The 24,645-nt window shown below is 64.6% G+C and carries 27 protein-coding genes and 1 pseudogene; 13 read left to right on the plus strand and 15 right to left on the minus strand.

Features of this window, described 5'->3' with window-relative positions; genetic code table 11:
- Window position 1: 1 nt before the first annotated feature.
- Both BHU06_RS06945 and BHU06_RS06950 read right to left on the minus strand, forming a co-directional pair.
- Window positions 2-1,189: a nickel/cobalt efflux protein RcnA gene (locus BHU06_RS06945; protein ID WP_070398433.1), complete on the minus strand. Its 1,188-nt coding sequence runs from the start codon at window positions 1,187-1,189 to the stop codon at window positions 2-4.
- Between the two features lie 64 nt (window positions 1,190-1,253).
- Entirely contained in the window at window positions 1,254-1,484 is a 231-nt protein-coding gene (locus BHU06_RS06950; RefSeq protein ID WP_070398434.1) for a DUF2798 domain-containing protein, read from the minus strand.
- 454 nt (window positions 1,485-1,938) lie between these two features.
- Here BHU06_RS06950 and BHU06_RS06955 point away from each other — a divergent pair, with 454 nt between their 5' ends.
- The 7 genes from BHU06_RS06955 to BHU06_RS22045 all read left to right on the plus strand — a co-directional run bounded on the left by BHU06_RS06955 (window position 1,939) and on the right by BHU06_RS22045 (window position 7,791).
- Window positions 1,939-2,901, plus strand: a complete 963-nt coding sequence (locus BHU06_RS06955; RefSeq protein ID WP_070398435.1) for a chromate resistance protein ChrB domain-containing protein — start codon at window positions 1,939-1,941, stop codon at window positions 2,899-2,901.
- 40 nt (window positions 2,902-2,941) lie between these two features.
- Window positions 2,942-4,138: a chromate transporter gene (locus BHU06_RS06960; protein WP_070398436.1), complete on the plus strand. Its 1,197-nt coding sequence runs from the start codon at window positions 2,942-2,944 to the stop codon at window positions 4,136-4,138.
- Between the two features lie 12 nt (window positions 4,139-4,150).
- On the plus strand, window positions 4,151-4,771 hold the full coding sequence (locus BHU06_RS22040; RefSeq protein ID WP_083293020.1) for a hypothetical protein: 621 nt from the start codon (window positions 4,151-4,153) through the stop codon (window positions 4,769-4,771).
- Between the two features lie 26 nt (window positions 4,772-4,797).
- Complete coding sequence (locus BHU06_RS06965) at window positions 4,798-5,706, plus strand: Fe-Mn family superoxide dismutase (RefSeq protein ID WP_070398437.1); 909 nt, start codon at window positions 4,798-4,800, stop codon at window positions 5,704-5,706.
- Between the two features lie 4 nt (window positions 5,707-5,710).
- Window positions 5,711-6,169, plus strand: a complete 459-nt coding sequence (locus BHU06_RS06970) for a chromate resistance protein ChrB domain-containing protein (protein WP_070398438.1) — start codon at window positions 5,711-5,713, stop codon at window positions 6,167-6,169.
- An 83-nt stretch (window positions 6,170-6,252) separates the two neighbouring features.
- Window positions 6,253-6,570, plus strand: a complete 318-nt coding sequence (locus BHU06_RS06975) for a hypothetical protein (RefSeq protein WP_254668127.1) — start codon at window positions 6,253-6,255, stop codon at window positions 6,568-6,570.
- Between the two features lie 351 nt (window positions 6,571-6,921).
- Complete coding sequence (locus BHU06_RS22045; protein WP_083293022.1) at window positions 6,922-7,791, plus strand: energy transducer TonB; 870 nt, start codon at window positions 6,922-6,924, stop codon at window positions 7,789-7,791.
- A 463-nt stretch (window positions 7,792-8,254) separates the two neighbouring features.
- Here the strand turns inward: BHU06_RS22045 and BHU06_RS06980 are convergent, their stop codons facing one another.
- The 7 genes from BHU06_RS06980 to BHU06_RS22050 all read right to left on the minus strand — a co-directional run bounded on the left by BHU06_RS06980 (window position 8,255) and on the right by BHU06_RS22050 (window position 14,578).
- On the minus strand, window positions 8,255-9,172 hold the full coding sequence (locus BHU06_RS06980) for an MBL fold metallo-hydrolase (RefSeq protein WP_254668128.1): 918 nt from the start codon (window positions 9,170-9,172) through the stop codon (window positions 8,255-8,257).
- Between the two features lie 35 nt (window positions 9,173-9,207).
- Window positions 9,208-10,122, minus strand: coding sequence for a Fe-Mn family superoxide dismutase (locus BHU06_RS06985; RefSeq protein ID WP_070398441.1), 915 nt, complete (start codon window positions 10,120-10,122; stop codon window positions 9,208-9,210).
- A 10-nt stretch (window positions 10,123-10,132) separates the two neighbouring features.
- The gene (gene chrA / locus BHU06_RS06990) at window positions 10,133-11,476 is read right to left on the minus strand and encodes a chromate efflux transporter (RefSeq protein ID WP_070398442.1); all 1,344 of its coding nucleotides are present in this window, start codon (window positions 11,474-11,476) and stop codon (window positions 10,133-10,135) included.
- Window positions 11,473-12,267 (minus strand): chromate resistance protein ChrB domain-containing protein, encoded by a 795-nt coding sequence (locus BHU06_RS06995; protein WP_254668129.1) that lies wholly within the window; start codon window positions 12,265-12,267, stop codon window positions 11,473-11,475. Before BHU06_RS06995 ends, chrA begins: the two co-directional genes overlap by 4 nt.
- Before the next feature lie 231 nt (window positions 12,268-12,498).
- Window positions 12,499-12,936: a YqaA family protein gene (locus BHU06_RS07000; protein WP_070398723.1), complete on the minus strand. Its 438-nt coding sequence runs from the start codon at window positions 12,934-12,936 to the stop codon at window positions 12,499-12,501.
- 12 nt (window positions 12,937-12,948) lie between these two features.
- Window positions 12,949-14,271: an MFS transporter gene (locus BHU06_RS07005; protein WP_070398444.1), complete on the minus strand. Its 1,323-nt coding sequence runs from the start codon at window positions 14,269-14,271 to the stop codon at window positions 12,949-12,951.
- Window positions 14,272-14,293: 22 nt separating this feature from the next.
- On the minus strand, window positions 14,294-14,578 hold the full coding sequence (locus BHU06_RS22050; protein WP_083293024.1) for a metal-sensing transcriptional repressor: 285 nt from the start codon (window positions 14,576-14,578) through the stop codon (window positions 14,294-14,296).
- Between the two features lie 60 nt (window positions 14,579-14,638).
- Here BHU06_RS22050 and BHU06_RS07015 point away from each other — a divergent pair, with 60 nt between their 5' ends.
- The 3 genes from BHU06_RS07015 (at window position 14,639) to BHU06_RS07025 (ending at window position 16,544) form a co-directional block, all read left to right on the plus strand.
- Window positions 14,639-15,034, plus strand: a complete 396-nt coding sequence (locus BHU06_RS07015; RefSeq protein WP_070398446.1) for a hypothetical protein — start codon at window positions 14,639-14,641, stop codon at window positions 15,032-15,034.
- 87 nt (window positions 15,035-15,121) lie between these two features.
- Window positions 15,122-15,868: a HupE/UreJ family protein gene (locus BHU06_RS07020; protein WP_070398447.1), complete on the plus strand. Its 747-nt coding sequence runs from the start codon at window positions 15,122-15,124 to the stop codon at window positions 15,866-15,868.
- Window positions 15,869-15,887: 19 nt separating this feature from the next.
- A complete protein-coding gene (locus BHU06_RS07025; protein ID WP_070398448.1) occupies window positions 15,888-16,544 on the plus strand; it encodes a transmembrane anchor protein in 657 nt (218 codons plus the stop codon).
- A gap of 229 nt (window positions 16,545-16,773) precedes the next feature.
- On the opposite strand, the gene BHU06_RS23095 is transcribed toward BHU06_RS07025, so the two are convergent.
- Window positions 16,774-16,908, minus strand: a complete 135-nt coding sequence (locus tag BHU06_RS23095; RefSeq protein WP_302622815.1) for a hypothetical protein — start codon at window positions 16,906-16,908, stop codon at window positions 16,774-16,776.
- Window positions 16,909-16,951: 43 nt separating this feature from the next.
- Window positions 16,952-17,248: pseudogene (locus tag BHU06_RS07030) on the minus strand (ATP-dependent Clp protease proteolytic subunit); the annotation flags it as partial.
- A gap of 115 nt (window positions 17,249-17,363) precedes the next feature.
- Between BHU06_RS07030 and BHU06_RS07035 the strand changes: the two are divergent.
- Complete coding sequence (locus tag BHU06_RS07035; RefSeq protein ID WP_139146979.1) at window positions 17,364-17,621, plus strand: hypothetical protein; 258 nt, start codon at window positions 17,364-17,366, stop codon at window positions 17,619-17,621.
- A gap of 499 nt (window positions 17,622-18,120) precedes the next feature.
- On the opposite strand, the gene BHU06_RS07040 is transcribed toward BHU06_RS07035, so the two are convergent.
- Together BHU06_RS07040 and BHU06_RS07045 are read right to left on the minus strand one after the other, a co-directional pair.
- Window positions 18,121-18,630 (minus strand): DUF305 domain-containing protein, encoded by a 510-nt coding sequence (locus tag BHU06_RS07040; RefSeq protein WP_070398450.1) that lies wholly within the window; start codon window positions 18,628-18,630, stop codon window positions 18,121-18,123.
- A gap of 85 nt (window positions 18,631-18,715) precedes the next feature.
- Window positions 18,716-20,788, minus strand: a complete 2,073-nt coding sequence (locus BHU06_RS07045; RefSeq protein WP_070398451.1) for a copper-translocating P-type ATPase — start codon at window positions 20,786-20,788, stop codon at window positions 18,716-18,718.
- 235 nt (window positions 20,789-21,023) lie between these two features.
- Between BHU06_RS07045 and BHU06_RS07050 the strand changes: the two genes are divergently transcribed.
- Entirely contained in the window at window positions 21,024-21,305 is a 282-nt protein-coding gene (locus BHU06_RS07050; protein WP_070398452.1) for a CopK family periplasmic copper-binding protein, read from the plus strand.
- 29 nt (window positions 21,306-21,334) lie between these two features.
- Here BHU06_RS07050 and BHU06_RS07055 read toward each other — a convergent pair whose 3' ends face one another.
- Together BHU06_RS07055 and BHU06_RS07060 are read right to left on the minus strand one after the other, a co-directional pair.
- The gene (locus BHU06_RS07055) at window positions 21,335-22,708 is read right to left on the minus strand and encodes a heavy metal sensor histidine kinase (RefSeq protein ID WP_070398453.1); all 1,374 of its coding nucleotides are present in this window, start codon (window positions 22,706-22,708) and stop codon (window positions 21,335-21,337) included.
- The gene (locus BHU06_RS07060; protein WP_070398454.1) at window positions 22,695-23,381 is read right to left on the minus strand and encodes a heavy metal response regulator transcription factor; all 687 of its coding nucleotides are present in this window, start codon (window positions 23,379-23,381) and stop codon (window positions 22,695-22,697) included. Before BHU06_RS07060 ends, BHU06_RS07055 begins: the two co-directional genes overlap by 14 nt.
- Before the next feature lie 186 nt (window positions 23,382-23,567).
- Between BHU06_RS07060 and BHU06_RS07065 the strand changes: the two genes are divergently transcribed.
- Window positions 23,568-24,626 carry a TolC family protein gene (locus BHU06_RS07065; protein ID WP_175442814.1) on the plus strand — a complete coding sequence of 353 codons (1,059 nt, stop codon included), beginning with the start codon at window positions 23,568-23,570 and terminating at the stop codon, window positions 24,624-24,626.
- The last annotated feature ends 19 nt before the right edge of the window (window positions 24,627-24,645 follow it).

Genomic DNA, 24,645 nt, shown 5'->3' on the forward strand with positions numbered 1-24,645 from the left:
GTCAAGGCAGCGCCGACACTTGGGTGCGTACTTGGGGCGCGGGCTGCGTTGCCAAACCTGACCAGCCGTGATAGGCCACGTACAGACCGACCATCACGATCAATGCGCCGGAGAAATACGGAGCCTTGCGCGCCAGTTGACCGAACCAGGACCAGCGGGAGGTCGCGTGCCGCACGCTGAGCGCCGCCGCAGCCCCTACCGTGACCAGCGTAACGGCCAGTCCGATGGAAAAACACAGCACCAGTGCAAAACCCAGCGTGACCTCCTTGAGTTGCAGACACAGCAGCAGCACGGTGATCGCTGCGGGGCATGGGATCAGGCCACCAGTCAAACCGAAGGCGATGATCTGCCACGTGCTCACGTCGCGGCCGGCAAAGCGACGGCGGATGTCGGTGGCGTGCGCCCGTTCGTGTGCGTCCTGATAGCCCTCGGTCGTCACCACCAGTCCATGCGGCGCTCCTTCGCCGTGCTGGTGATCATGGTGCGGGTCTTCCTCGAAGCTGAGTTCGTGGTCGTGCACGTGGTCGCCGTGGCCCAGGCTGATGCGCACCCTGAATTCGTGCGGCTCGGGGATGGCCTCGACGGATTCCAGGTAGCCACCGCGATCGGCGAAAGCGAAGCTTTGGCGGGCACCGTCCCAGCGCTCGGTGACGAGCCACACATCGCTGGCGGCCCAGGCATCGCCTCGCTCCGCGCGGATGCGCCAGCGCGGGGGTACGCCGTCCTCGAAGATCTCGACGGCCATCACCCCATGACCCGTGTCCAGGCGACGCACATCCGCCCCATGGTGATGGCCGTGCGGATGCGCATGGCTAAGGCCGCTCGCTGCGGCCTGGCTGCGCCGCTCTTCGGCCCAGGTACGCCAGAGCATCCAAAGGGCGATGCCGATGATGATTGCGCCAGAGGCGAGCTGGAAGTACGGCTCAAGGGTCTCGGCATCAAGGCCCTGCCAGAGGTACATGCCACCCAGCGCGATGCCCCACACGATCAATGTGTGCGACACGGTGGCGGCCAGGCCCAGCAGCACGGCCTGCGTGACGGTGCCGCGGATCGCGACGATGAAGGCGGCCATCATCGTCTTTGAATGGCCGGGCTCCAATCCGTGCAAAGCACCCAGCAAGATGGCACTGGGGATGAACAGCCAGGCGTTGGCGCCACCCTGCTGGATCAGTTCGGCGAAGGTCGGCATAGTGGGCTCACGGGTATGGGCTTGGACGGCAAGAGACTCATGAGGGGAGTCGCTGCCAAAGGGGCTACTGGGGGCTTGTGTGCCGAACGATCCAGCCGCGGATCCGCACAGCAAAGATCAGGTTGCAGCTGAAGGCAATGGGCCATGCGACAAACCACGCAGCGAGCCAGCGAGCCACGAAGTCGCCCGAGATGCCTGTGTTGATGGCGGTGATGACGATCGTCATGAAGAACGACATGACGCAGGACATGCAGGCGGAGAACGCCACGTTCGCGAACTTGGCTGGGACCAGCATTCAGAAGGGGTTTCACTTGAAGCAACGGGTGGCTGAGGAGCGACGCACTGCTTGAACTCAGGTGTGCGTCTCGTTGCAGGAAATATATCCTATCCCCCTGGATAGGATTCTTTCAAATCCCTACCAGACGCATCCTGGTGGCCGGCACCAGGGGTTGCACGGCCGACGGCGGGAAATGGCGACACGCTGCGGACGTTGACCTCGCAGAGCACGTAGCGCGCCGCCCGATCCGCGGCGAGCTCGCCCTGACGAACAATGCGTAGCGGGAGCTTCTGACTGGCTCGCGCGCACTGAGTGCAGAGCCGCGCAAGGCTTTCCCAGGGTATGGGGTTCTATGGCGCCTTGTGCACGCTTGCAGCCCCCATTTTGGATAGGCCGCTAGCAGGCGAATCACAATTTTTGTAGATCTCGCTACATCATTGCAGCGGCTGTGACTGAAGTCTAAGCTGCAGCCATGACTCTCACCTCCGACTCCTGGGTGGCCTTGATCGTCAGCCTCCCGTCCGCGAGCGCAACGCCGCGCATGCGCATCTGGCGCGCCGTCAAGACGCTAGGCTGTGCCGCCTTGCGCGACGGCGCCTATCTGCTACCCGCTCAGACAGAGCAGGCCTCTCAACTCCAGGCGCTTGCGGACGAAGCGCTGCAAGAAGGCGGTCAGGCCTGGCTGCTCAATGTGCAGGCCCGTGACATAGCCGAGCAAGCCAACTTCAAGGCCCTGTTTGACCGGACGCCCGACTACACCCCCTGGTTGGAGGACCTGGCGCGAGCGCGCCGGACACTCGCCAGCCTGAGCGCCGCAGAGCTGCAGCGCTTGCTGCGCAGACAGACACGTGCCTACGAGGCCATCCGCAAGGTCGACTTCTTCCCGGGCGAAGCCTCGATCCGCGCCGAGGCTCAGTGGAGGGATTTCGCCAATGCCGTCGAAGTCATGCAGTCACCTGGCGAACCGCAGGCAACGGCTGGAAGTATTGCCCGGCGGGATCGCATGCAGTACCAGGGACGGGTCTGGGCGACGCGCCGCCATCTCTGGGTAGATCGCGTGGCCAGCGCTTGGCTGATCCAGCGCTTCATCGACCCCCACGCGCGCTTTCTATGGCTGGAGTCTCCAGCCGACTGCCCCATCGACGCTCTGGGCTTCGACTTCGACGGTGCGACCTTCTCGCACGTGGGCGACCGGGTGACTTTCGAGGTGCTGCTGGCGAGCTTTGGCCTCGACGGAGACCGCGGGCTTTCCCAACTCGGCGCCATGGTGCATGCGCTCGATGTGGGGGGAACCTCCACCTCGGAAGCGGCCGGCTTCGAAGCTGTGCTGGCCGGCGCACGCAAGCGCTGGCCCGACGACGACGCATTGCTCGCCGACATCGGCGGGGTGCTGGATTCCCTCCATGCGCATTTTTCCAGCAGTCGCAGAACGTGACGGCGCCTTCCCGTATTGATTTTGTGAAGAAAGAACTCGCATGAACGGCATCGCTTCCGAGAATTCCCTCGACAGCGTGGCGCAACGCCGCTACTCCCTGTGGCAATTGGTCATTTACTTCTTGCGGCTCGGCGCGCTGGGCTTTGGCGGTCCCGTGGCCCTGGCCGGCTACATGGACCGCGACCTGGTGGAGCGACGCCAATGGTTTACCGAAGCAGACTACAAGGAAGGACTGGCCCTGGCGCAACTCGCCCCAGGCCCACTGGCCGCTCAGCTCGCCATCTACCTGGGCTTCGTCCACTACAGCTTTCTCGGTGCCACGCTGGTGGGCATAGCGTTCGTGCTGCCGTCATTCCTGATGGTGATCGGCTTGGGGTGGGCATACACGCATTTCGGCGGCTTGGGCTGGATGCAGGCCGTGTTCTATGGCGTGAGCTCCGCTGTGATCGGAATCATTGCCGTCAGCACCTGGAAGCTCTCCACCAAGAACGTCGGGAAGGACAAACTGCAATGGGGTGTCTTTGCAGTGGCAGCAGCAGCGACGATCATCACCCAATCCGAGGAGCTGTGGCTGTTCCTCGGTGCGGGCGTTCTGGTGTGGCTGCTGCGCACGCCACCGAAGTTCATCAAGCGGTCCGGCACGCTGCACAGCAGTGCTATCCCGTTGGTGGCCCTACTTGGTTTTTCCAGCGTCGACTGGACCAAACTGTGGCAGATCACCAAATACTTCTTCTACGCCGGCAGCTTTGTTTTTGGCAGCGGCTTGGCCATCGTCCCGTTCCTTTACAGCGGCGTGGTGAAGGAGTACGGATGGCTCACCGATCACCAGTTCCTCGATGCAGTGGCCGTCGCCATGATTACCCCTGGCCCGGTCGTCATCACCACTGGGTTCATCGGTTTTTTGGTGGCTGACTTCTGGGGCGCAGTTGCTGCTGCTGCTGCCACCTTTCTGCCTTGCTATCTCTTTACGGTCCTACCAGCCCCGTACTTCAAGAAGTATGGGCAAAGACCGGGAATCATCTCCTTTGTCGATGGCGTGACAGCGGCTGCGATCGGATCACTGGCCGGGGCCGTAGTGGTCATAGGTACGCGGTCCATCAAGGATGTTCCCACTGCCCTGCTGGCACTGGTGACCGCAGCTTTGCTCTGGAGGTTCAAAAAGTTGCCAGAACCGATTGTTGTCGCCGCGGCCGCCTTGATCGGCTTGGTCGTTTACCCGATCGTGTCCCACGGGTGATTGGAGAAAACCATGAAACGAGCCGTCACAGGCATCACCATGGCCGCGTTGGCATCTGTCGCCTGCGCGCAAGGCTCCGACTTTGAAGATACCGCCCTCGATGCGCCGCCCACCCATTGGCATTGCGGTGTCACTGGCAGTGGTACGCCTCATTGGATCGTCACAGCCGAGCAGGGCTCAGCGACTCCAGGCAAGGTGCTGCTGCAAAACGGCCAGGGAACGTATCCCTGGTGCGTGAAGGACGGCACCTCGATCACCGACGGTTTTGTCGAAACGCGGTTCAAACCCATCGCTGGCCGTGACGACCAGGCGGGCGGTGTCGTATGGCGCTGGAAGAACGCCGCCAACTATTACGTCGCCCGCGCCAACGCGCTGGAGAGCAACGTCTCGCTGTACTACGTCGAGGGCGGCAGGCGAAAAACTATCAAATACACCGACGCTCCGGTAGCCGCTGCCTCGTGGCACACCCTGCGTGTCGACTTCTCTGGAACTCACATCTCCGTGTCACTCGACGGTAAGCGCTACATCGAACTGGACGATAGCCATATCGCGGGCCCCGGCGCTGCTGGCGTATGGACAAAGGCCGATAGCGTGACGGCCTTTAGTCATTTTCACGCGGGCTCACGCAACTAACAACATTCCCACACAGGAGCATCCTCATGGATCTGCAGCCACGCTCACTTACCCTGAATCCGGCAACCCTAAATGGCCTGTCGGAAAAGCTGATCGTCAGCCACCACGCCAACAACTACACCGGCGCCGTCAAGCGCCTGGGTGCCATCCGCCAGCAATTGACACAGCTGGACTGGCCCACCGCTCCAGTCTTTGTGATCAATGGCCTCAAGCGAGAGGAGCTGATCGCCGCCAACTCGGCGTGGCTCCATGAGTTGTACTTCGACTCGCTGGGCGGGGACGGCGCCTTGCTGGAGTCTGGTTTGGCCGTGGCCCTGGCCCGCGAGTTTGGCAGCACCGACCGCTGGCGCGCAGAGTTCACCGCTCTGGCCAAGGCCATGGGTGGTGGCTCGGGCTGGGCCCTGCTGTCCTGGTCTTCGCGCGAGGCGCGACTGATCACCCACTGGGCCGCCGATCACACCCACCTGCTGGCCGGGGCCACGCCGCTGCTGGCGTTGGACATGTACGAGCACGCCTACCACATGGACTTCGGCGCCAAGGCGGCTGCCTACGTGGACGTGTTTATGCAAAACATCCGCTGGGGTGCAGTGATGCAGCGCTACGCCACCGCGGTCGAGACGGATGCAAGGCCCTGGTCGGTCTCGCCACAGGAAGTTCGCGGCAGTCAGCAGCTTGTCGACGTGCGCCGAACGGCTGGCTACGAACAGGCGCCTGACCGCCTGGCCAGAGCCGTCTGGCGCGACCCAGCGTTGTTGGCCGACTGGAGCAGCGAACTTGACGCCTCCAAACCCGTAGTCGTTTACTGCGTCCAGGGTCATGAAGTTAGCCAATCGGTGGCGCTTGCACTGCGCGCCCGTGGCTTAGACGCGCGCTTCGTGGTTGGTGGCATCGAAGCTTGCCGCGCCGTCGGCGTGGCGTTTGAAAAGAAGGAGTAGCGCCATGCAATGGATCACCCGCGAACGACCCAAGATTGACCGCATTGCCTGCCCTTGGCTGATTGCGCGTTTCATTGATAAGGAACCTGAGTTCCTCTATGCGCCCGCCAGCGAGGTGTTAGAGACCGCCAAGGCGACCGGTGCCATCCCTTACGACATCCCGGATGTCGAGCTGAGCCACGTGGGCGATCGGTGCAGCTTCGATGCCTTCCTGGCGAAGTACAAACTCCATAACCCGGCGCTGGATCAGTTGGCCGTGATCGTGCGCGGCGCCGACACTTCGCGGCTGGATCTGACGCCCCAATCGCCCGGGCTCTACGCGCTTTCCCTCGGGCTTTCACACAACTTCAGCGACGACCACGAGATGCTCCGCCACGGCCTGGTGATGTACGACGCTCTGTATGCATGGTGCCTCTCATGCCAGGGCGAGACACATCAGTGGCCTCCCGCCATGACTGCCTGACCCGCACTATGAAGCGGACAGCGATCACCCCTTGGCGTCTCATGCGCTCATTCATTGTCGGAGCCACGTTTCCCATATTCGCCGTGACTGCCAAAGAGATGCCGCTGACAGGCCCACAGATCCGGTTCGCGATCAGTGGCAAGTACGTGACTGACGAGCACCATTGGGGGCACAGGTATTTCGTTGACGGGCGTGTCGAACGATCGGAGAACGGCCGGCAGAGGTTCGCGCGGTGGTTCGTCAAAGGCGATCGGCTGTGCCTGCTGCGGCCAGAAATCAGTAAAGACGAATCAATCTGCTACACCGTCGTGCGCGATGGGCGCGAGTTGAAGTACAAGGACGATGGGCAAGCTGTGGTTTTTCAGGGGGTGGTACGACCTATGCCCAAGCGCAAGCCGTGACGCCTACGCAAGGTCTGGCTTGCGCGCGCGTGAAGCCGACCTGCGCGCATCCGATGGCTGTGCACGCTGGCAGGCATCGGGCTGCGCGTGTGGTCATGGTGTTCATCGAGCGTACACACGCTCCAGCTGCTCAGCCGCATGAGCGTGATTCGCTGGAGCAGCACCCTGTTGATCGGCAACATCGCGAGAGCCTGGAGATAGCCGCGACCCCGCGCCAATTCGCCTTGAGTCGCGAACTTGCCAACACCCACAAAGTGCCCGTCCCTATCAATCCGATGTCCTTGGTGCCTGCCGACACCAAGATGCCTGTCGTCCGGCACGGCGGCGAAAGCATCGCGCGGATCAGACTTCATGCAACGCGATAGCGACAAGCTCTTTCTGGCAATTTTCTTATCGATTGCATTGCATGCCCTGGCGTTGGCCCTGGCCGTGACTGGCAACTATCCAGCCAGGCTTGTCGATCGTCCAAATGCACCGCAGCCCAAGGACGAGGTCCTCCTCCTGGAGCTCTTGCCACCGCCTCCTGAAGAGATCGTCGCGAAGACGCTTCAATCGGTAGCAACGCCAGAACCAGCATTGTCCGTCGCTCCCGATATCCAGGTCGCACCGAGTCGCACCGCTCCAACACTGGCCTCAGAATCACAGCCCATCTCTATGATGGCCCCCGCTACACCAACCGCAGAAGAGTGGGCCTTCGCTGCCAGGTACACGCTCAAGAACAGCAAGGGCTATCGCTACACCTGGGGCCAACAGGTTCGCAGCATGATGGGTACTGCCTTCGAAGGCCCAGACCAAGGCGTGGTCCGCTTCCGGGTGGAAATCTCCCCCGACGGGACCATGGCCAAGCTCGAGACCTTGTGGACGACCTCCCCAACTGCTGAGCAGTTGGCTCGCGAGGCGATCGAGAGCATGCCGCCTTTACCACCAACGCCCACCGGCAAGCCGCTGATCTTTGAGAGGACGATTTCGTTCTCACCCTTCGTGTCGGATACTCCACCGATCTACAGGAACGACTGCCTCCGTGACCCGCCAACATTCCGCAACCCCTTTGAGGGGGGGGGACTAGGGCCGCCAGTTCGTGCCGAGGCGACAGAGAACGAGGATCCGGAGTCTTTCTCACTAGAGGAGTGCCTCAAGCAACTGCCCCAGGATTCCATAGAGGCCGAGGCTGCTCACGATCTGCAGGAGTTGAGGCGGTGGGGACCAGCTTTGGGGCGGTGAAGCGCGACCGGTGGTTGGCACCGGGGCCGCGGGCAAACCGAAATGAGCACTGCTTGCCGCAGTCAGAGATCAGTAGGAAAGCCATCTGATCGCATCATGCAGGGCGAGCAGGAGTGGCTGAGGCAGTATCGGAATGATGCTCAGTTGATGGCGTTCTAGGATAAGCAAAGCCTATGCTCGAATGCGAACTGTGAGTAGGCGGCACGAGCTCCACAATGCGTCACAACGCTACGCAGACGAGCGCTGGTAAGGGCGTTGGAGGCAACGGGTGGGGGCATCGATTTGCATGCCTCGGCCACCACCCAGAACAACACATCGGTCACACAAGGCCATTGCTTCAGCGAAGTCGTGCGTGGCAAACAGCGTTGTCATGCGGCGGTCGCGTAGCACTTCGCCCAGTTCCTTTACCAAGTGGCGTCGAGGAAGCAGGTCGGGTTTCCTCCCCAATCTCCAGCTGCGTTAGTTACTCCCTCTCGATGTCGAGATAGACCCGGCTGGCATTGCCCGGATGCAACTCGGCCGCGTTGTGAAGCGGTAGGAAAGGCGTCAGATCGAAAGAGCGAATGGCTGCCCCGATCTCCTGCATATCGTCGACGGCCTGCTTCATGTGTGCACGCAGACCTTGCAGGTAGTCGCGGGTATGTTCTCGGGCCGTGGCCAGGTCGCTGGGACGGCCATGGCCAGGGATCAGCCAGCGGGGGTTAATGGCCTCGACCACGCTGAACGCGTCGAGCCAAGGGCGGGTGCGACTCACGGGCAGCACTGCCAGCAGCCGCTCCGTGTAGACGATGTCGCCGGTGAACACCACGTCTCGTTCGGGCAGCCACACCAGCAGATCGCCCGGCGTGTGCCCTCCTCCCCGGTGGCGCAACTCCACACGCACGCCGCCCAGGTCCAGCCGGGTGTCCGGCGCGGTGAGCAGCCGCTCGGGGTACACGGGACGGGTGCCTTCGAAACGTGGCCCGAGCAGGCTCCGCAAGGCCTGCAACTGGTCACCCGCTCGCGCGCGCATGTCGGGCACCGCGGTGGCGTGGGCGATCAGCTCCGCCCCCTGCGCCTGGAAGTAGCCATTGCCCAGCCACCGGTGATCCTGCCCGCCGGTGTTGATGACCCACCGGATGGGCTGACTCGAGACGCGGCGGGCCGCCTGGTCAATGTCGCGGGCGCTGAGGTAGGTGGCGCCACTGTCGATCAGCAGCGCGCCGGCCGGCGTCACCACCAGACCGATGTTGGCGTTCAGGGCTTCGTTGTCCTGGGTGCGTCCGCCCAGGTCGCCGACGTGGACGTAAACCCCGTCGGTGACCTTCTCGAAGTGCACCTCGACGGCCCTTGCGAATGGGTGCAGGAGTCCGAGCCCCAGCGCACAAGCGATTGCCGCCATGGCACGCATCCGCCGCGTCAAGCCGAGTCCCCCGCTCATGGCTTCGTCGCCTTCTGCTCCAGCGGTCGGCCGGCCTGGGTCCAGGCATCGATGCCACCGCGCAGGAAGCGCGCGTTCACGCCGGCCGCGCGCAGGCGCAGCACCGTCGAGCGGCTGACCTCATGACCATAGACGCAGTAGACCGTGACGGCCCGGTCTCCGGGCAGCTCGCCTGCCCATTGCGCCACGGCCCCGGGGTCGAGCCAGCGGGCCTGCGGCAGCATCGTGCCAGCCTGTTCGAAGACGCCCGCCCGCCGCACGTCGAGCAGCGTGCTGCCGGCGAGGTCGGTGGGCTCGGCGCCATACGGTTCGCTCGCCGCATGCACGGCGGCCTGGTAGCGCGTGTACAGCGCACCCCAGTCGATCGCCGCCATGCAGGCATCGACATAGGCCCCGGCCGCCGCGCCGAAGTCCATGTGGTACGCGTGCTCGTACATGTCGAGCGCCAGCAGCGGCACACCGCCAGCCACCGCTTGCGTGTGGTCACTGGCCCACTGGTTGACCAGGTTCCCTTCGCGGGGCTGGAACACCAGCAGCATCCAGCCCGAGCCACCCCCGAGCGCCTTCGCACAAGCACTGAACTCGTCGCGCCAACGCTGAGGACTGCCGAAGCTGGCTGTGAGGGCCAGTTCCATGGCGGGCTCCGGCGGCTTCCCCTTGCTGCCCAGACTGGCGAAATACAACTCGTGCAGCAGCATGGAATTGGTCGCGATCAGCTCTTCTCGCTTGAGTCCGTTGAGCACGAAGCCTGGCGTGCCGGACCAGTCGCTGTCGGCCAACCGAGCCCGGATTGCGTTGAGCCGCTTGACGGCGCCGGCGTAGTTGTTCTGGTGGTGGCTGCCGATCAGCCGCTCGGACAAGCCGGGAATCGCGCCAGGTGCGTACGGCAAGGCTTGGGTCTTCAGGTCCATGGAGGTCTCCTCAGCGCAGCAGCGTGAGAGTCAGCCCGACGGCTGCGCAAGCGCCGAGCAGTGGAAGGACACCGAGCTTGAAGCGAAACAGTGCAAGCGCAGCAGCCGCAGTGATCACGGCCGAAGCGACATCGAATTGACCGCCGAAGCCGCTCGGCCACCACACGTGGTACGCGAAGAACAGCGCCAGGTTGAGGATGACCCCCACCACGGCGGCGGTGATGGCCGTCAGCGGCGCGGTGAATCCCAGCTTGCCGTGCGTGGCCTCCACCAGCGAACCACCGGCCAGGATGAAGACAAAGGACGGCAAGAAGGTGAACAGCGTCACCACCGAGGCCGCCAGGGCACCCGCGGCGAACAGCGCCTCGGGCCCGAGCACCTGCTGCTGCCAGCCGCCGAGGAAGCCGACGAAGGCCACCACCATGATCAAGGGGCCTGGCGTGGTTTCGCCCAGGGCCAGGCCGTCGATCATCTGGGGCGCACTGAGCCACTGGAAGTTGTCGACGGCGCCTTGGTAGACATAGGGCAGCACGGCGTAGGCGCCGCCGAAGGTCATGAGCGCGGCCTTGGTGAAGAACCAGCCCATCTGCGCCAGCGTCGAGTGCCAACCCTGCCAGGCCACCAGGGCGGCCGTCGCCAGGGCCCAGAGGCCCAGGCCCGCCAACAACACCCGCAACAGGCCGGCCCGCGAAAACCGCGCGTGCGCTGGCGTGGGGGTGTCGTCGTCGATCAGGGCCGGCCCGTAGCTGGCCCGGACACTGCCGTGTCCCCCACCCATGGTGAACACATGGGGCGCTCGCTGGGCGCCCACCCAGCCGATGACGGCGGCGGCCGCAACGATAGCGGGGAACGGCACGTTGAAGGCGAAGATGGCTGCGAAGGCGGCGGCGGCGATGGCCCACATCCAGCGACTCTTGAGGGCCCGCGTGCCGATGCGGTGTGCCGCGTGCAGGACCAGCGCAGTCACGGCGGGCTTGATGCCGTAGAACAGGCCGGCGACCACGGGTACGTCCCCAAAGCGCAGGTAGACCCAGGACAGCCCGATCAGGATGAACAGCGAAGGCAGCACGAACAGCGCACCAGCCACGATGCCACCCCATGTGCGGTGCATCAGCCAGCCGATGTAGGTGGCCAGCTGTTGCGCCTCGGGCCCGGGCAGCAGCATGCAGTAGTTGAGCGCGTGCAGGAAGCGCTGTTCGCTGATCCAGCGGCGGCGCTCAACCAGCTCGTTGTGCATGATCGCGATCTGCCCCGCGGGGCCGCCGAAGCTGATAAAGCCCAGCTTGAGCCAGAAGCGCGAGGCCTCGCCCAGGCTCAGCGGCTCAGGGCGTTCGTCCGGGAGCAGCGGTTTCATGTTTTCCCCTTGCCGGCGGGGGTGGCCACCAGCGCGTCGAACACGCTGCAGGCTGCTGCGAGCAAAGCGTCGTCGTCGGCGTGCAGCTCACGCAGGCCCGACAGCACCGCTTCCAGGCCGCTCGCCTCGGCCACGGGAATGCCGCCGGCGTCGAGGAAATGCACCAGGGTCCCCAGGTGCACCAGTCGGGGGGTCTGATCCAGGCCGAAGCTGGTCAGCAGCACCTCGAAGGTGACGCGCCCGCCGACGTGCGTGAAGCGCGCGCCGTCGAAGTCGAAACCGAGTGCGCCGCGGGGCAGCTTCGCCACGTCCTTGAGCCAGACGAAGCTGGCCTGAGGATCGATGTACCGCAGGATCAGCCAAGCGCTGGCCAGGCGATCGACCCAGGGCCGTGCCCGCGTGGCCCATCGTTTGGCCTGGAACTGCCGGGGGTTCAGCTTCGCGATGCCGTGCTCGGGCTGAGCCCGTGGCTCATCCTTCGAGAAGCGCGCATCCAGGGCCGTGCGCAGATCGGCCAGGGCGGCATTGGCCTGGAGCACCGCCTCGCCGGGGTAGTAGTCAATGGACTCGATGTCCCGCAGCGCGGCCTCCAGGGTTCGCAGGCGGCGGCGCGCGTCGGTCTCGGACGTTGACGGCAGCGCATCGAGCCATTCATTGGCGCCGCTGCGCCACTGGGCATAAGCCTCATCGCGAGCGAACAGTGCAAGTACCTCCGCGCGTTGCATCTCGTCGATCGGCGCCAGCTCCATCAGCAGCGCCGATCCACCGTGTTCCCTCGCTTCCTGCGCCATGGGCAGGAAACGCTCCGTCTCAGCCGACGGCAACAGGTAGGCACCATCCCTGAGCAAGGGACTGCCCATGGCCTTGAGTGCGCGCCAGAGGCGAACCCGGACCGCTGTGGGCTGGCTCGGCAAGGTCAAGAAAAGGACGGACCACATGGCTATGGAATATACGCCACATTTTTTGAAATGACCATTACAAAATTCGCAAGATCATCGCCCCGCCCACAGCCCGTCCGCAGGCTAGCTCAGACCCAGGGTCAACAGCGTGAGTACCCCGTAGCGCCCGAACTTGGCGATGGTCACCAGCAGCAGGAAAACCGGAAACGGCTCGCGCATGACACCGGCCACCACGGTCAATGGATCGCCAATCACTGGCGCCCAGCTCAATAGCAAAGACCACTTGCCATAGCGCTGGTACCAAGCTTGGGCGCGCTCAAGTGCTTGTGGTTTGACCGGAAACCAGGGCCGCGTTCGAAAACGTTCGATCCAGCGCCCCAGCGCCCAATTCACAGCTGAGCCCAGCACATTGCCCACCGTGGCCACGAGAAGCAAGGTGGCCACGGGCTGCTGCTCGCTGAGCACCAAGCCGACCAAAAGCGCCTCAGATGCCGCGGGCAGCAGCGTCGCTGCCACGAAGGCACTCAGAAACAGGCCGCTGTAGGCGCCCCAATCGCCGATCAAGCCCTCACCTCAACGCCCTGCCCTGGGCCAGTCCGTGTGCTGATCGTCGATCCAGAAAGGATGGGCATGGCGCGATCCGGCGGCCCCATGGCCTTCGCGAAGGTGGGGATGGTCCGGCGCCAGCCCCGCGTGCTCGTGCTCAAGAACGTCCGGGTCCTCACGAGGCCACAGCCGCAGCGCCAACAGGCACGCCAGCGCAGCGGATACGCCCAGCAGAACAAAGGTGGCCGGCATCCCCCAATGTGAGCCAGCCCACCCGGCCAGCGGATAGAACACCAGCCAGCAGGCGTGCGACAAGGCGAACTGCGCGGCAAACAGCGCAGGCCGGTCTTCGGCGTGCGAGGACCGGCGCAGCAGCCGGCCCGAGGGCGTCTGGGCCGTCGAGTAGGCCAGGCCAGTCAGGAACCACAGTGGCAACAAGCCGGCGTATCCCCAGACCATGCTGCCCAGCAGCATGGCGCCACTGAGCAGCGCCACGCCTCCCAGCATCACCGGCCGATCGGGCCAACGATCGAGCAAACGCGGCAGCCCGAGCGCGGCCACCATCGAGCCCGCGCCAAACGCCGCCAGGGCCAACGCCAACGCGTTCTGCGGCAAGCCCCACTGGGCTTGGACCAGCACCACGGTGTTGACGAAGACCATGGAGCCGGCCGCAGCCACCGCGGCGCTGACGGCCAGCAGGCCGCGCAGACGCGGCGTGGCCAGGTAGATGCGCAGGCCGCGCGTGGTGCGGTCGTAGATGCCCCGCCGCTCGTTGGCGGGTGACGTGGGCAGCACCACAGAGACCACCAGCAGGGCCGAGGCCACGAAGCCCAGCACCGTGCCCGCGAAAAGCTCATGGAAGCCAATGACCGTGAGCAGTGCTGCGGCCAGCATGGGGCTCAGCAGGCTCTCCATGTCGTACGCGAGCCGGGAAAGTGACAGTGCCTTGGTGTAGTCGCGCTCATCGGGCAGCACGTCGGGGATGGTGGCCTGGAAGGTCGGCGTGAAGGCGGCTGACGCCGCCTGCAGAACGAAGATCAGCGCATAGATCTGCCAGATCTGGTCCACGAACGGCAAGGCCAGGGCCACCGCCGCGCGCACGAGATCCAGGCCCACAAGCACCGCGCGCCGCGGCAGGCTCTGGGCCAGCGCCGACGCCACCGGCGCCACGCCGACATAGGCGACCATCTTGATGGCCAACGCCGTGCCCAACACCATGCCGGCGTCCTGCCCTGCGAGATCGAAGGCGAGCAGGCCCAGCGCCACAGTGGCCAGACCCGTGCCCAGCAGCGCGATCACCTGGGCCGCAAACAGGTGACGGTAGGTGCGCTGGCGCAGGACGTCGAGCATGGATTTCTCCCCGGCCATCCGCTCAGAGGTAGCGGGTGATTTGCTTGAACTCGTCCAGAGTGGCTGCGGACGGGCCGGAGCGCTTTGCATCCTCCAGCGCATGTTCAAGGCAGTGATCGATATGGTCCTGCACCAGTACCTTCTTGGCCTGCGAGATGGCTTTTTCGACCGCCTGCAGCTGCTGCGCGATGTCCAGGCACTCCCGTCCCTGTTCGAGCATCTCGATAACGCTGTTGAGGTGACCGCCAGCGCGGCGCAGGCGCTTGATGAGGGCCGGGTGGCTTGAATGGGTGTGGGGGTGTTTCATGTCAAAAGGTATCCTCCCTGGTAGGTTACTATACGCAGGCTTTTACGCCCTCAAAAACCCATGATGACCACAGCCTCGGCCTACCCTTCGCGCCCGCGATGGCTGAGCTACGGCATCCGCTTAGGCGTATTGCTGGTCATCATCCTGGGTACGCTCCTGTCATCACTGGGCAACCTGCAGTCACACGGCATTCAGACCTTGGGTGTGCTCCAGCACGCCGAATCCGCTGCCTTCGACGATTCGCATGGCCACTCGCACGAGGACGAGTCCCTGGCTTTGTTCGACGGTTTGCCGCATACCCATCTCGGTGCGGACCACTCGCACGACAAGGCGCACGCCCTACCCGCCATGCCCGAGGTCATGCCGGCCATGGAGACGCTGCGCAAGCCAGCGCTGCTGGCGTGGATGGACCGATTGGCCGGCCACCGGCTTGAGCGCCCGCCCAAGGTGGCCTGAGCGCCCTTCTCTTTCGCGCCGCCAATGAACACCGCCGGATCTTCATCCGGTGGGCGGCGCCTCCTTCTCTCTCGTTTCGGAGTTTTTATGCTCAGCCTTTTTGATAGGCGGCTGGCGCATGCCCCCTGGGCGTCGCGCCACCGCAGCTTTCTCTGGCCTTTTCTTGTCCTGCTGGCGCTGTTCGCGCTGGGCGTCACCGACGCCTTCGCCCACGGCGTCACCCAGGGCGACAAAGGCTACATCCAGGAGGTCTCGGGAGTCCAGCTGCTGCCCTTCGTCTACCTGGGCGCCAAGCACATGATGACCGGTTACGACCACATCCTGTTCCTGTTCGGCGTCATCTTCTTCCTCTACCGACTCAAGCACATCGGGCTCTATGTCAGCCTGTTCGCCATCGGCCACTCCACCACCATGGTCCTCGGCGTGTACTTCAACGTCGGGATCAACGCCTTCCTGATCGACGCGATCATCGGGCTCTCGGTGGTCTACAAGGCGCTCGACAACCTCGGCGCCTTCCAGCGCTGGTTCGGTTTTCAACCCAACACCAAGGTGGCCACCTTGGTGTTCGGCCTGTTCCATGGGTTCGGCCTGGCGACCAAGATCCTCGAATACGAGATCTCCTCCGATGGCTTGGTGCCCAACCTACTCGCCTTCAACGTGGGGGTGGAGCTTGGTCAATTGATGGCGCTCTCCCTCATCCTGATTGGCATGAGCTACTGGCGGCGCACAGCTGGCTTCGTTCGCCATGCCTATACCGCCAACGTCGCCATGATGTGCGCCGGCTTCGTGCTGGTGGGCATGCAACTGGCGGGCTATGTCGTCTTCCACGTCTGAACTTCATTTCTGAATCGCCATGTACAACAGCAAAACCCCTTCGCTGGCCGATCTGCCGTCTTCGCGCCAGCTGCTTCGCTCCACGGTCATCGCGGCCATCGTGGCTGCGGCGCTCCTTGTCGCGGTGGTGCTCCCCGCGGAGTACGGCAAGGACCTTACCGGCATGGGCCGCGTCCTGGGCCTCACCGAAATGGGCGAGATCAAGACCGCGCTGGCGCGCGAGGCCGCGGCCGACGCGGCGGCATCGGCACGACAGCGCGAGCAACCGGTTGCATCGGCGCCGGTTGCCAGCAGCCAACCGGTGACGGCAAGTGCCGCGCCGCCCGTGGTGGCTCAGGCCCCGGTCCCGGCGTCTGTGCCCGGGTGGCGTGACGAACTGGGTTTCACGCTCGCGCCCGGTCAGGGCATCGAGATCAAGCTGGTGATGAAGGAAGGTGAGAAGGCCCGCTATGCCTGGAAGGTCGAGGGGGGTGTCGTCAACTACGACACCCACGGCGACGGATCGGGCCGGTCCATCAGCTACGTGAAAGGCCGCGGGTTGGCGGCCGACGAGGGCGAGCTGGTGGCCGCCTTCACCGGCAACCATGGCTGGTTCTGGCGCAACCGGGGCAAGGAAGACGTGAGGCTGGTGCTGCGCACGGCGGGTCAGTACAGCGAACTCAAACGCCCAATGTGAATACGGGCGCGCCGGAGCGTTCCGGCGCCTGTTGTCTGAGCGGCAATTCGGTACTCAACGCGCGTTGTCGGTCGACAGCATCAGGGTATGCATTTACATGAGGCCTCCCACGGCATTTTCGTATTTGCGCTTCTTGGCAGGATAGGCGTGGAATTCCCCTGATCGAAGAGCGCAAGATCACGACATGGGAGTTCGAGCTCTCTACCGATCTGCAATCAAAGGTCTCGCACTACTTGATCGGCGCTTGATTGCCCTCGGGCGGCAGAGTCTCCGCGGGTTTGAGGTTGCCGTTGCGCACCAGCATGTAGGCCACGATGGCGGCTTTTCCCTTGTCATCGACCTTGGCCGGATCGTCGAAGGGCATCAGCATCTGCAGGTACTCGAGCAGGCCCTTGCCCGAGGACCATGGCCGCACTGCCCACCCAGCCGGTGCCGATCATGTTCACCGGCGCCGCGATGAAACGCACGATGTCGTGGATGGCGTCGCCCGACTCCAGGTGGCCGCCGGGCGAGCTCACCAGGATGTCGATCGGCGCCGCGCTGTCCGCGTCCAGCGCGATCAGGCGCCGGGCGATATCGGCGGCCAGCGCGTCGGTGATCGCGCCGAAGATCAGCAGGGTGCGCGCCTTGAAGGCCTTTTCTTCCAGGTAGCTGGTGCGCGGTTCGGGGGCGGGCGTCGGGGGCGTGGTGTCGGGGGCGTTCATGGGGAAAAGAAGGGTGGTTGAACCGCCATGACGAGCGAGGCGGCCTTCGCGTGACACCCCTTTGCCCGCCCCCGCGAGTGCGCTGTGGCAGCATGCCCCGATGCACAAAGACTCCTTGCTTGCCCTCATCGACACTGACCGCCGCGGCCTGCTGCGTGCGGCCTCGCGCCGTCGTGGAGACGAAGATGACGTCTCGTTCGTCGCCCTGTACGTTCTCGAGATTCTTCACGAAGAATGGCCAACCCGCCTTCTCGTGCATCTCGAAGTACTCCGACACAGCTTTGTTGCCACGAACTTGCACGTCAAGGATGTCTTCGATAAGTTGCCTCTGCGTCTGATTCAATGTGACGACGCCCAGGGACTCCTCGGGTGAATTTGTGATGTGTGCAAGCACGGCGTCAACAGGAGCGGGTTTTCGAGGGGACTTCAGCCGGTCTGTCGGATCTGGTGCACGCCTGTCAGGGAAATGACCACCCGCACTGCGCGATTCTGGACACGCTGTCGCAGCAGAAGCTGGAGAAGCACCAACCCACCCACCGGCCGCAACTTAAGAAGGGCGCAGCAAAAGATGCCGATCACAATGCATCGAGCACGGGGCACCTCGACCTAATGGCTTGGATGCGTGGCGTTCAAGTCCACCACGGCGCTCATTGATCACCTCGAAGTAGAGGCAAAAGGCCATTGTCCAACTTCACCGAAGCCGCAGCTGTTGTGGTCGTCAATTTGACCATTTGAGCGCGGTGATCCGTGAACATAAGAGGCGCAGCGAATGGGCGGCTGACAGAGCAGGTTATGTCGTAACTAACGACGTCAATAACGTCATTACCGGTTGGGGGACGCTACCTCGAAGTGGTGGTTTTGAATGGGGTCCCCTATTGCCCCTGCTGGACAGACGCGCGCGAAGGCACATCTTTCAATTCTCCTATGAGCCCCTTCATTTCAGCGATCTCTCGCTCCTGCGCCGCGATGATTTCGTCGGCTAAGGCGCGCACCCGAGGGTCTTCGATATGGGCTCGCTTGCTGGTGAGGATGGCTATGGAGTGGTGTGGAATCATAGCTCGCATATAACTCACTTGGTCGACGGTTGTTTGACTGCGAACAAGCCAAAGCGACAGTACCCACACAATCAAAGAGATAGCGACAATTGAAAAATTGGCTATCCTGTTATTCAGCATGTGCTTCATGAATGGCAGCATGACTACTGCCATGGTTGATCCCATCAGAAGCGCCATATAGGCCCGCGTCTCACTAAAGAAGATGTGGCCGACCTCGTAGGTGTTCAGATACATGAGGCCAAACATGACCAGCGTCGATGTGGCAACCGCGCCAAAGAACTTACGGTAAGGCTTTCCAGCGGGTGCACCTTCTGAAGTGTTGTCCATATTCTCTCCTCGTGACATCTACCTCAACAGAATGCGTCTTCGATCTGAAGGGCAAGTGTCGTTCCCGGGCATCCTTATAGGCAACCTATCGGGCTCGCCTCAAACGAAGGGCGTTGCCGATCACCGACGCCGAGCTCAAACTCATCGCCAGCGCCGCGATCATGGGCGACAGCAGCCAGCCGGTGAACGGGTACAGCAGGCCCGCAGCGATCGGGATGCCGATGGCGTTGTAGAGAAACGCAAAGCCCAGGTTCTGGCGCATGTTGGCCACGGTGGCGTGCGACAGATCGGTTGCGATTGCGATGCCGCGCAGGTCACCCTTGACCAGCGTGACCTGGGCGCTGTTCATGGCCACGTCGGTGCCGGTGCCCATGGCCACGCCGACGTCGGCCCGGGCCAGGGCCGGCGCGTCGTTGATGCCGTCACCGGCCATGGCCACCACGCGGCCCTCGCCTTGCAGGCGCTCCACGAGCGAGAGCTTGTCCTGCGGCGTGACCTCGCCGTGTACCTCGGCGATGCCCAACTGGTCGCCCACCGCGCGGGCAGTGGTCAGGCCATCGCCCGTGGCCATGACGATGCGCAGCCCCGCATCGCGCAGCGAAGCCAGCGCGTCGGGGGTACTGGCCTTCACCGGGTCGGACACCGCCAGCAGGCCCGCCGCGCGGCCGTCCACGCCCAGGTACATGACGCTGGCGCCTTGAGCGCGTAAGGGTTCGGCCCTGGGCAGCAGTTCGTCGATGGCCACGCCCTGCTCCCGCATCCAGGCGGTGTTGCCCAGCGCCAGCGCCCGGCCACCCACTTGGCCGGTCACGCCGATGCCGGAGCCCGAGTCGAATCCCTGCACCTCGTCCAGTGCCAGACCGCGCGCGCGAGCCGCGGAGACGATGGCGTCGGCCAGGGGGTGCTCGCTGCCCTGGTCCAGGCTTGCAGCGAGGCGCAGCACCTCCTCCTCGGTGTAGGCCTCGGCGGCCACGGCGCGCTCGAAGGCCGGGCGGCCCTCGGTCAAGGTGCCGGTCTTGTCGATGATCAGCGTGTCGACCTTGCGCAGGTTTTCGATGGCGGTGGCGTCGCGGAACAGCACGCCCCGCTTGGCGCCCTGCCCCGTGGCCACCATGATGGACATGGGCGTGGCCAGGCCCAGGGCGCAAGGGCAGGCGATGATCAGAACGGCCACCGCGTTGATGAAGCCATAGGTCCAGCGCGGCTCCGGCCCGAAGAAGCCCCAGCCCAGCAGGGTAAGCACCGCGATGGCGGCCACCGCCAGCACGAAGCGGCCCGCCACGCGGTCGGCCATGCGCTGCATCGGTGCCTTGGAGCGTTGGGCCTGGGCCACCATCTGCACGATCTGCGAGAGCACGGTGGACGAGCCCACTTTCTCGGCGCGCATCACCAGGGAACCGCTGGTGTTGATGGTGGCGCCGATCAGGGACGCACCGACGCCCTTGCTGACGGGCAGAGGCTCGCCGGTGAGCATGGATTCGTCCAGGCTGCTGCTGCCTTCGACGACCACGCCGTCCACCGGCACCTTCTCGCCGGGGCGCACACGCAGCCGGTCGCCGACGTGCACGTGCTCGATGGGAATGTCCTCCTCCTGGCCATCGTCCCGCAGGCGGCGGGCCGTCTTGGGGCTGAGCCCCAGCAGCGACTTGATCGCGGCCGAGGTCTGCGACCGCGCCTTGAGTTCCAGCACCTGGCCCAGCAGCGTCAGCGAGATGATGACCACCGCCGCCTCGTAGTACACGCCGACGCGCCCCATGGCCCGGAACGAATCGGGAAACAGCCCCGGCGCCACCGTTGCCACCAGGCTGTACATGAAGGCCGCGCCGGTGCCCAGGGCGATCAAGGTCCACATGTTGGGGCTGCGCTGCACGATCGACTGCCAGCCGCGCTGGAAGAACGGCGCGCCGGCCCACAGCACCACCGGCAGCGAGAGCACCAGCTCAATCCAGCTCTGCACCGCCATGTCGATGCCGCCCAAGCGGTGGCCCAGCATGGCCAACGCCGTGACGACCACCGTCAGAGGCAGCGTCCACCAGAAGCGGCGCTGGAAGTCGTCGAGCTCGGGGTTGCCCTCCTCCAGCGTGGGCATCAGCGGCTCCAGCGTCATGCCGCAGATGGGGCAGGTGCCCGGGCGGTCTTGGCGCACCTCGGGGTGCATGGGGCAGGTGTAGATGGTACCGCTAGGTGCGAGCGGTACTTCCTTGGCCTGTCCGTGCCCTTGGTGATGATGGTGATGGTGGTGCTGATCGCTCATGAGTTCTCCCGAAGAGTCCATATGACAAAAGTGTCACGACGCCGCTGCCTTCGTGTCATGTCTCGAGGCTTACCTTCCAGCCCGCACCCCCGTGCCCCGAGGCGCCCCGCGCCCCGGGAATCTCCAAGGAGTCCATCCCATGAACGCTCGCTTTCTTGTCCTCGCCCTGTCCCTCAGCGCCGCTTCCGCATTCGCGGGCGATGTCGCCCGGGCCACCGCCAAGGAAATGGTCCCGCTGAAGAACGGTGACGTCCTCTATGTCTTCGAAGACGGGCGCATGGCCCGCGAAAACCGGTACGGCCGCGCCATCTACCTCACACCAGGCGAGACGCTGCAGGCGGCCGACGGCCGCACGATCCAGGCCAACAGCAACGAAGTCGCCCGCTTGAACTACCTGCTGCACAAGGGACACAACAACTGAGTTCCATCCGCTTCCGCCGATCGCCATCGCTATGCCTCTCGCGGAAAACCCAGCGTGAAGTGGATGCGGCCCCCCTCGCAGCGCACGTCCACTTCACCTCGATGGCCTGACATGATCGCCCGGGTGATGGGTAGGCCCAGGCCTACCCCCTCGCCCTCCAGCCGGTGGCGTCCCTGGCTCAGTCGGAAGAAACGGTCGAACATCGCTTGGCGCTGTTCGACCGTCAGAGGCTCTGCAGCGTTGCTCACCTGCAGCCAAACCCAGTGCTCGTTGGCGTCGATTCGCAGTTCGACGGTATCTCCGACCGGCGCGTGACGCACGGCGTTGGACAGCAGGTTGCCGATCGCGCGGCGGATCATCAGCCGGTCGCCGCGCACGCGCTCCTCGCCGCTCAGGCCGAAGCGCACGCCCTTCTCTTCAGCCACGGCTTCGTAGAAATCGATCAGCGATCGGGCTTCGGCGGCCAGATCCACGTCTTCCACACTGGGCAGGGTGGCTACGTTCTCTGTCTTGGCCAAGTACAGCATGTCCGAGACCGTCTTGCCCAGCCGCTGCAGCTCTTCCGAGATGATCTCCAGGCTGGCGCGGTACTCGTCGCTGCCGCGCGGCACGGCCAGCGTCACCTGCGCGTTGGTCAGCAGATTGCTAAGCGGCGTGCGCAACTCGTGGGCCAGGTCCGTGGAGAACGCGTTCAGGCGATCGAAGTCGCGTTGCAGGCGGTCGAGCATGTCGTTGATCGAGCTGGCCAGGCCGCGCATTTCCACCGGCAGACTGTCCACTGGCATGCGCTCGGTGAAGTCCCGGGCGTTCACGCGCTCGGCGCGGTGCTTCATGGCCAGCAGGGGCCGCAGGCCGCGCCGCACGGCCACAGCGCCCAGCAGCGTGCTGGCGGCGATGGCCAGCGCGATATAGACGAGCAGCTTGCGCTGCAGCAGTACCAGGAAGTGGCGGTGATGGTGGGTGTCGACGGCGGTCAAAACCTTCAGTGGCGTGTCTGGGCTCCAGTGCAGCGGCAGGGTGGTGAGCTTGCCGTAGTAGCTCAGGTCGCCTTCCGACCAGGAATGGCCCGCCGGGGTGTCGCGCAGGGCCGCCGGGACCTCGAAGTCACCGAGGTGCACGAGTTCCTGTCCAGCCATGTCAATCCGCAGCAGCAGCCCCTCATGGCCCTGCAGGGCTGCCCTGAGTTGCACCGATAGGTCGTGCAGGCCGGTGCTGCGATCGACGATGCCGCGGATGAGCGCCAACTTGTCGCGCAGCAGGGCCTGGTCCAGTTCCACGAAGTGCGCAGCCGTTTCTCGGTGGACCAGGTAGCCCAGGCCTGAAAACACGGCGCCCACCACCAGTGCGAAGAGCGCCGTCAAGCGGACCGTGAGCGACAGTTGCGAGGCTTCAAGCTTCGCCATGTGGGTCTTCAAGCACATAGCCCATGCCGCGCACGGTTTGCAGCAGCTTCAGGTCGAAGCCGTCGTCGATCTTGGCGCGCAGGCGGCGCACGGCCACATCGATCACGTTGCTGTCGCTGTCGAAGTTGATGTCCCAGACCTTGGAGGCGATGAGCGTGCGCGGCAGCACCTCGCCGCGCCGGCGCATGAAGAGCTCGAGCAGGCCGAACTCCTTGGCCGTGAGGTCCACGCGCTGGCCCTTGCGCATCACCCTCCGTCGTACCAGGTCCAGGTGCAGGTCCGCCACCTGGAGCGAGGTGGCGTCCTGCACTGCTGCGCCGCGCCGCAGGATGGACTTCACCCGCGCCAGCAGCTCGGAGAACGAGAACGGCTTGACCAGGTAGTCGTCCGCGCCCAGCTCCAGGCCTTTGACGCGGTCCTCCACGCTGTCTCGCGCGGTAAGGAAGAGCACGGGCACGCGCTGGTTCTTGCGTCGCAGCGACTGCAGCAGTGACCAGCCGTCGATCCCGGGCAGCATGACATCGAGGATGAGCAGGTCGTAGCCGCCTTCGGTGGCCTCGTGCAGGCCGTCGACGCCGTTGCGCGCGAGTTCGACGAAGTAGCCCGCCTCTCGCAGGCCTTGGCGCAGGTACTCGCCCGTGTGAGCTTCGTCTTCAACAATCAGGATCTTCATGGTGGGTCGGGTTGAACCAGTGTGCCACGCGGGTCGCGGAATTCCTCAACATGACAAATCTGTAATGAAGTCGACAGATCGTTGTTCCCTCGCAATCAAAAGAATGCCCCCGTCGATCCAATCAATCAAAGGAGTCTTTGAGTGAAGCATCCATTCAGCCGCCGCGGTCCACGACTTCTGGTGTCTATGTTGGCCCTGACAACGGCGGCCATGGCCAGCGCCCAACCCGCGGTCGAACAGTCCTCGGACTGGAAAGCCGCCAACGAGGCAGTCGGTCAGTTCAAGCGGGGGCATGCGGACCTGCTCAAGTGGGAAGCCGCCAACAGCGCGCCAGCGCCCCAGGAGGCCGCCGCGGCGGGCTTCCCAGTGCCTTCGCTGGAAGCGGCCACGCGCCTGGCCTGGCGACCGCACCTGGAGCTGCAGAAGGTGCTTCCGCGCTTGGGCGAGGCCAATGTCGATCGCATCGCGCAGGGCCGCTGGCATGAGGTCGATGCACGACACCAGCGGCGCATCGACGGCGTGGACGAGGTCTTCGAGGTAGCCGCCGAGGCGCGGCGCGCCTGGCTGCGCGCGGTCGCGGCCCGTCAGTCCGTTCGCCTTCAGCGCGAGTCACTGGAAGCGGCCGAGGCCGCCACCGAACTGGGCCGACGCATGGTCAAGGTGGGCAACTGGAGCGCGTACCAGCAAAGCCGAGTCGAGCTGGGCCTGTCCAGCGAGCGGCGCGCGCTGCACCAGGCAGGTGTAGCCGCGCGACAGGCGGAGCGCGCCCTGCTTTACACGCTGCAGCTCAATGGCGTGCACGAGCGCCTGGCACTGCCCGACACCCTGCCGGACCTGCCGAAGCAGACGCTGTCGGACGTCGAGCTGGCTTCCGAGCTGGCCGAGATCAAGGCCCAGCTGCCCCGCGTGGATCAATGGAAGGTGGAAGCCAACTTCGGGCAGGCCCTCGCCTCGCGCGACGCCACCCTGGCCGTGGCGCGCGGCCTGCGCGACGACGTCATGGTTCAGCGCCAGCTGATCGTGGACGAGAGCGTGCTGCAGTACAACGGCATGCTCAAGAGCGTGTGGGAGCTGCTCACCGAGGTGCAGGCCCATGCGCAATCGCAGCGCGAGACCATCGCCGCCGTGCGCGACTACTGGCTCGCCGACACCGACCTGATGTGGGTGCTGCAGGGCGGCGAACCCACGGCCTTCGTCGCGCCCGGTGGCGCCGCTGCCGGCGAGGCCCCCGCGGCCGGTCATTGAACACCCCCTTCGACACCAA

Source organism: Hydrogenophaga sp. PML113, assembly GCF_001777155.1.
Lineage (GTDB): Bacteria > Pseudomonadota > Gammaproteobacteria > Burkholderiales > Burkholderiaceae_C > Hydrogenophaga > Hydrogenophaga borbori.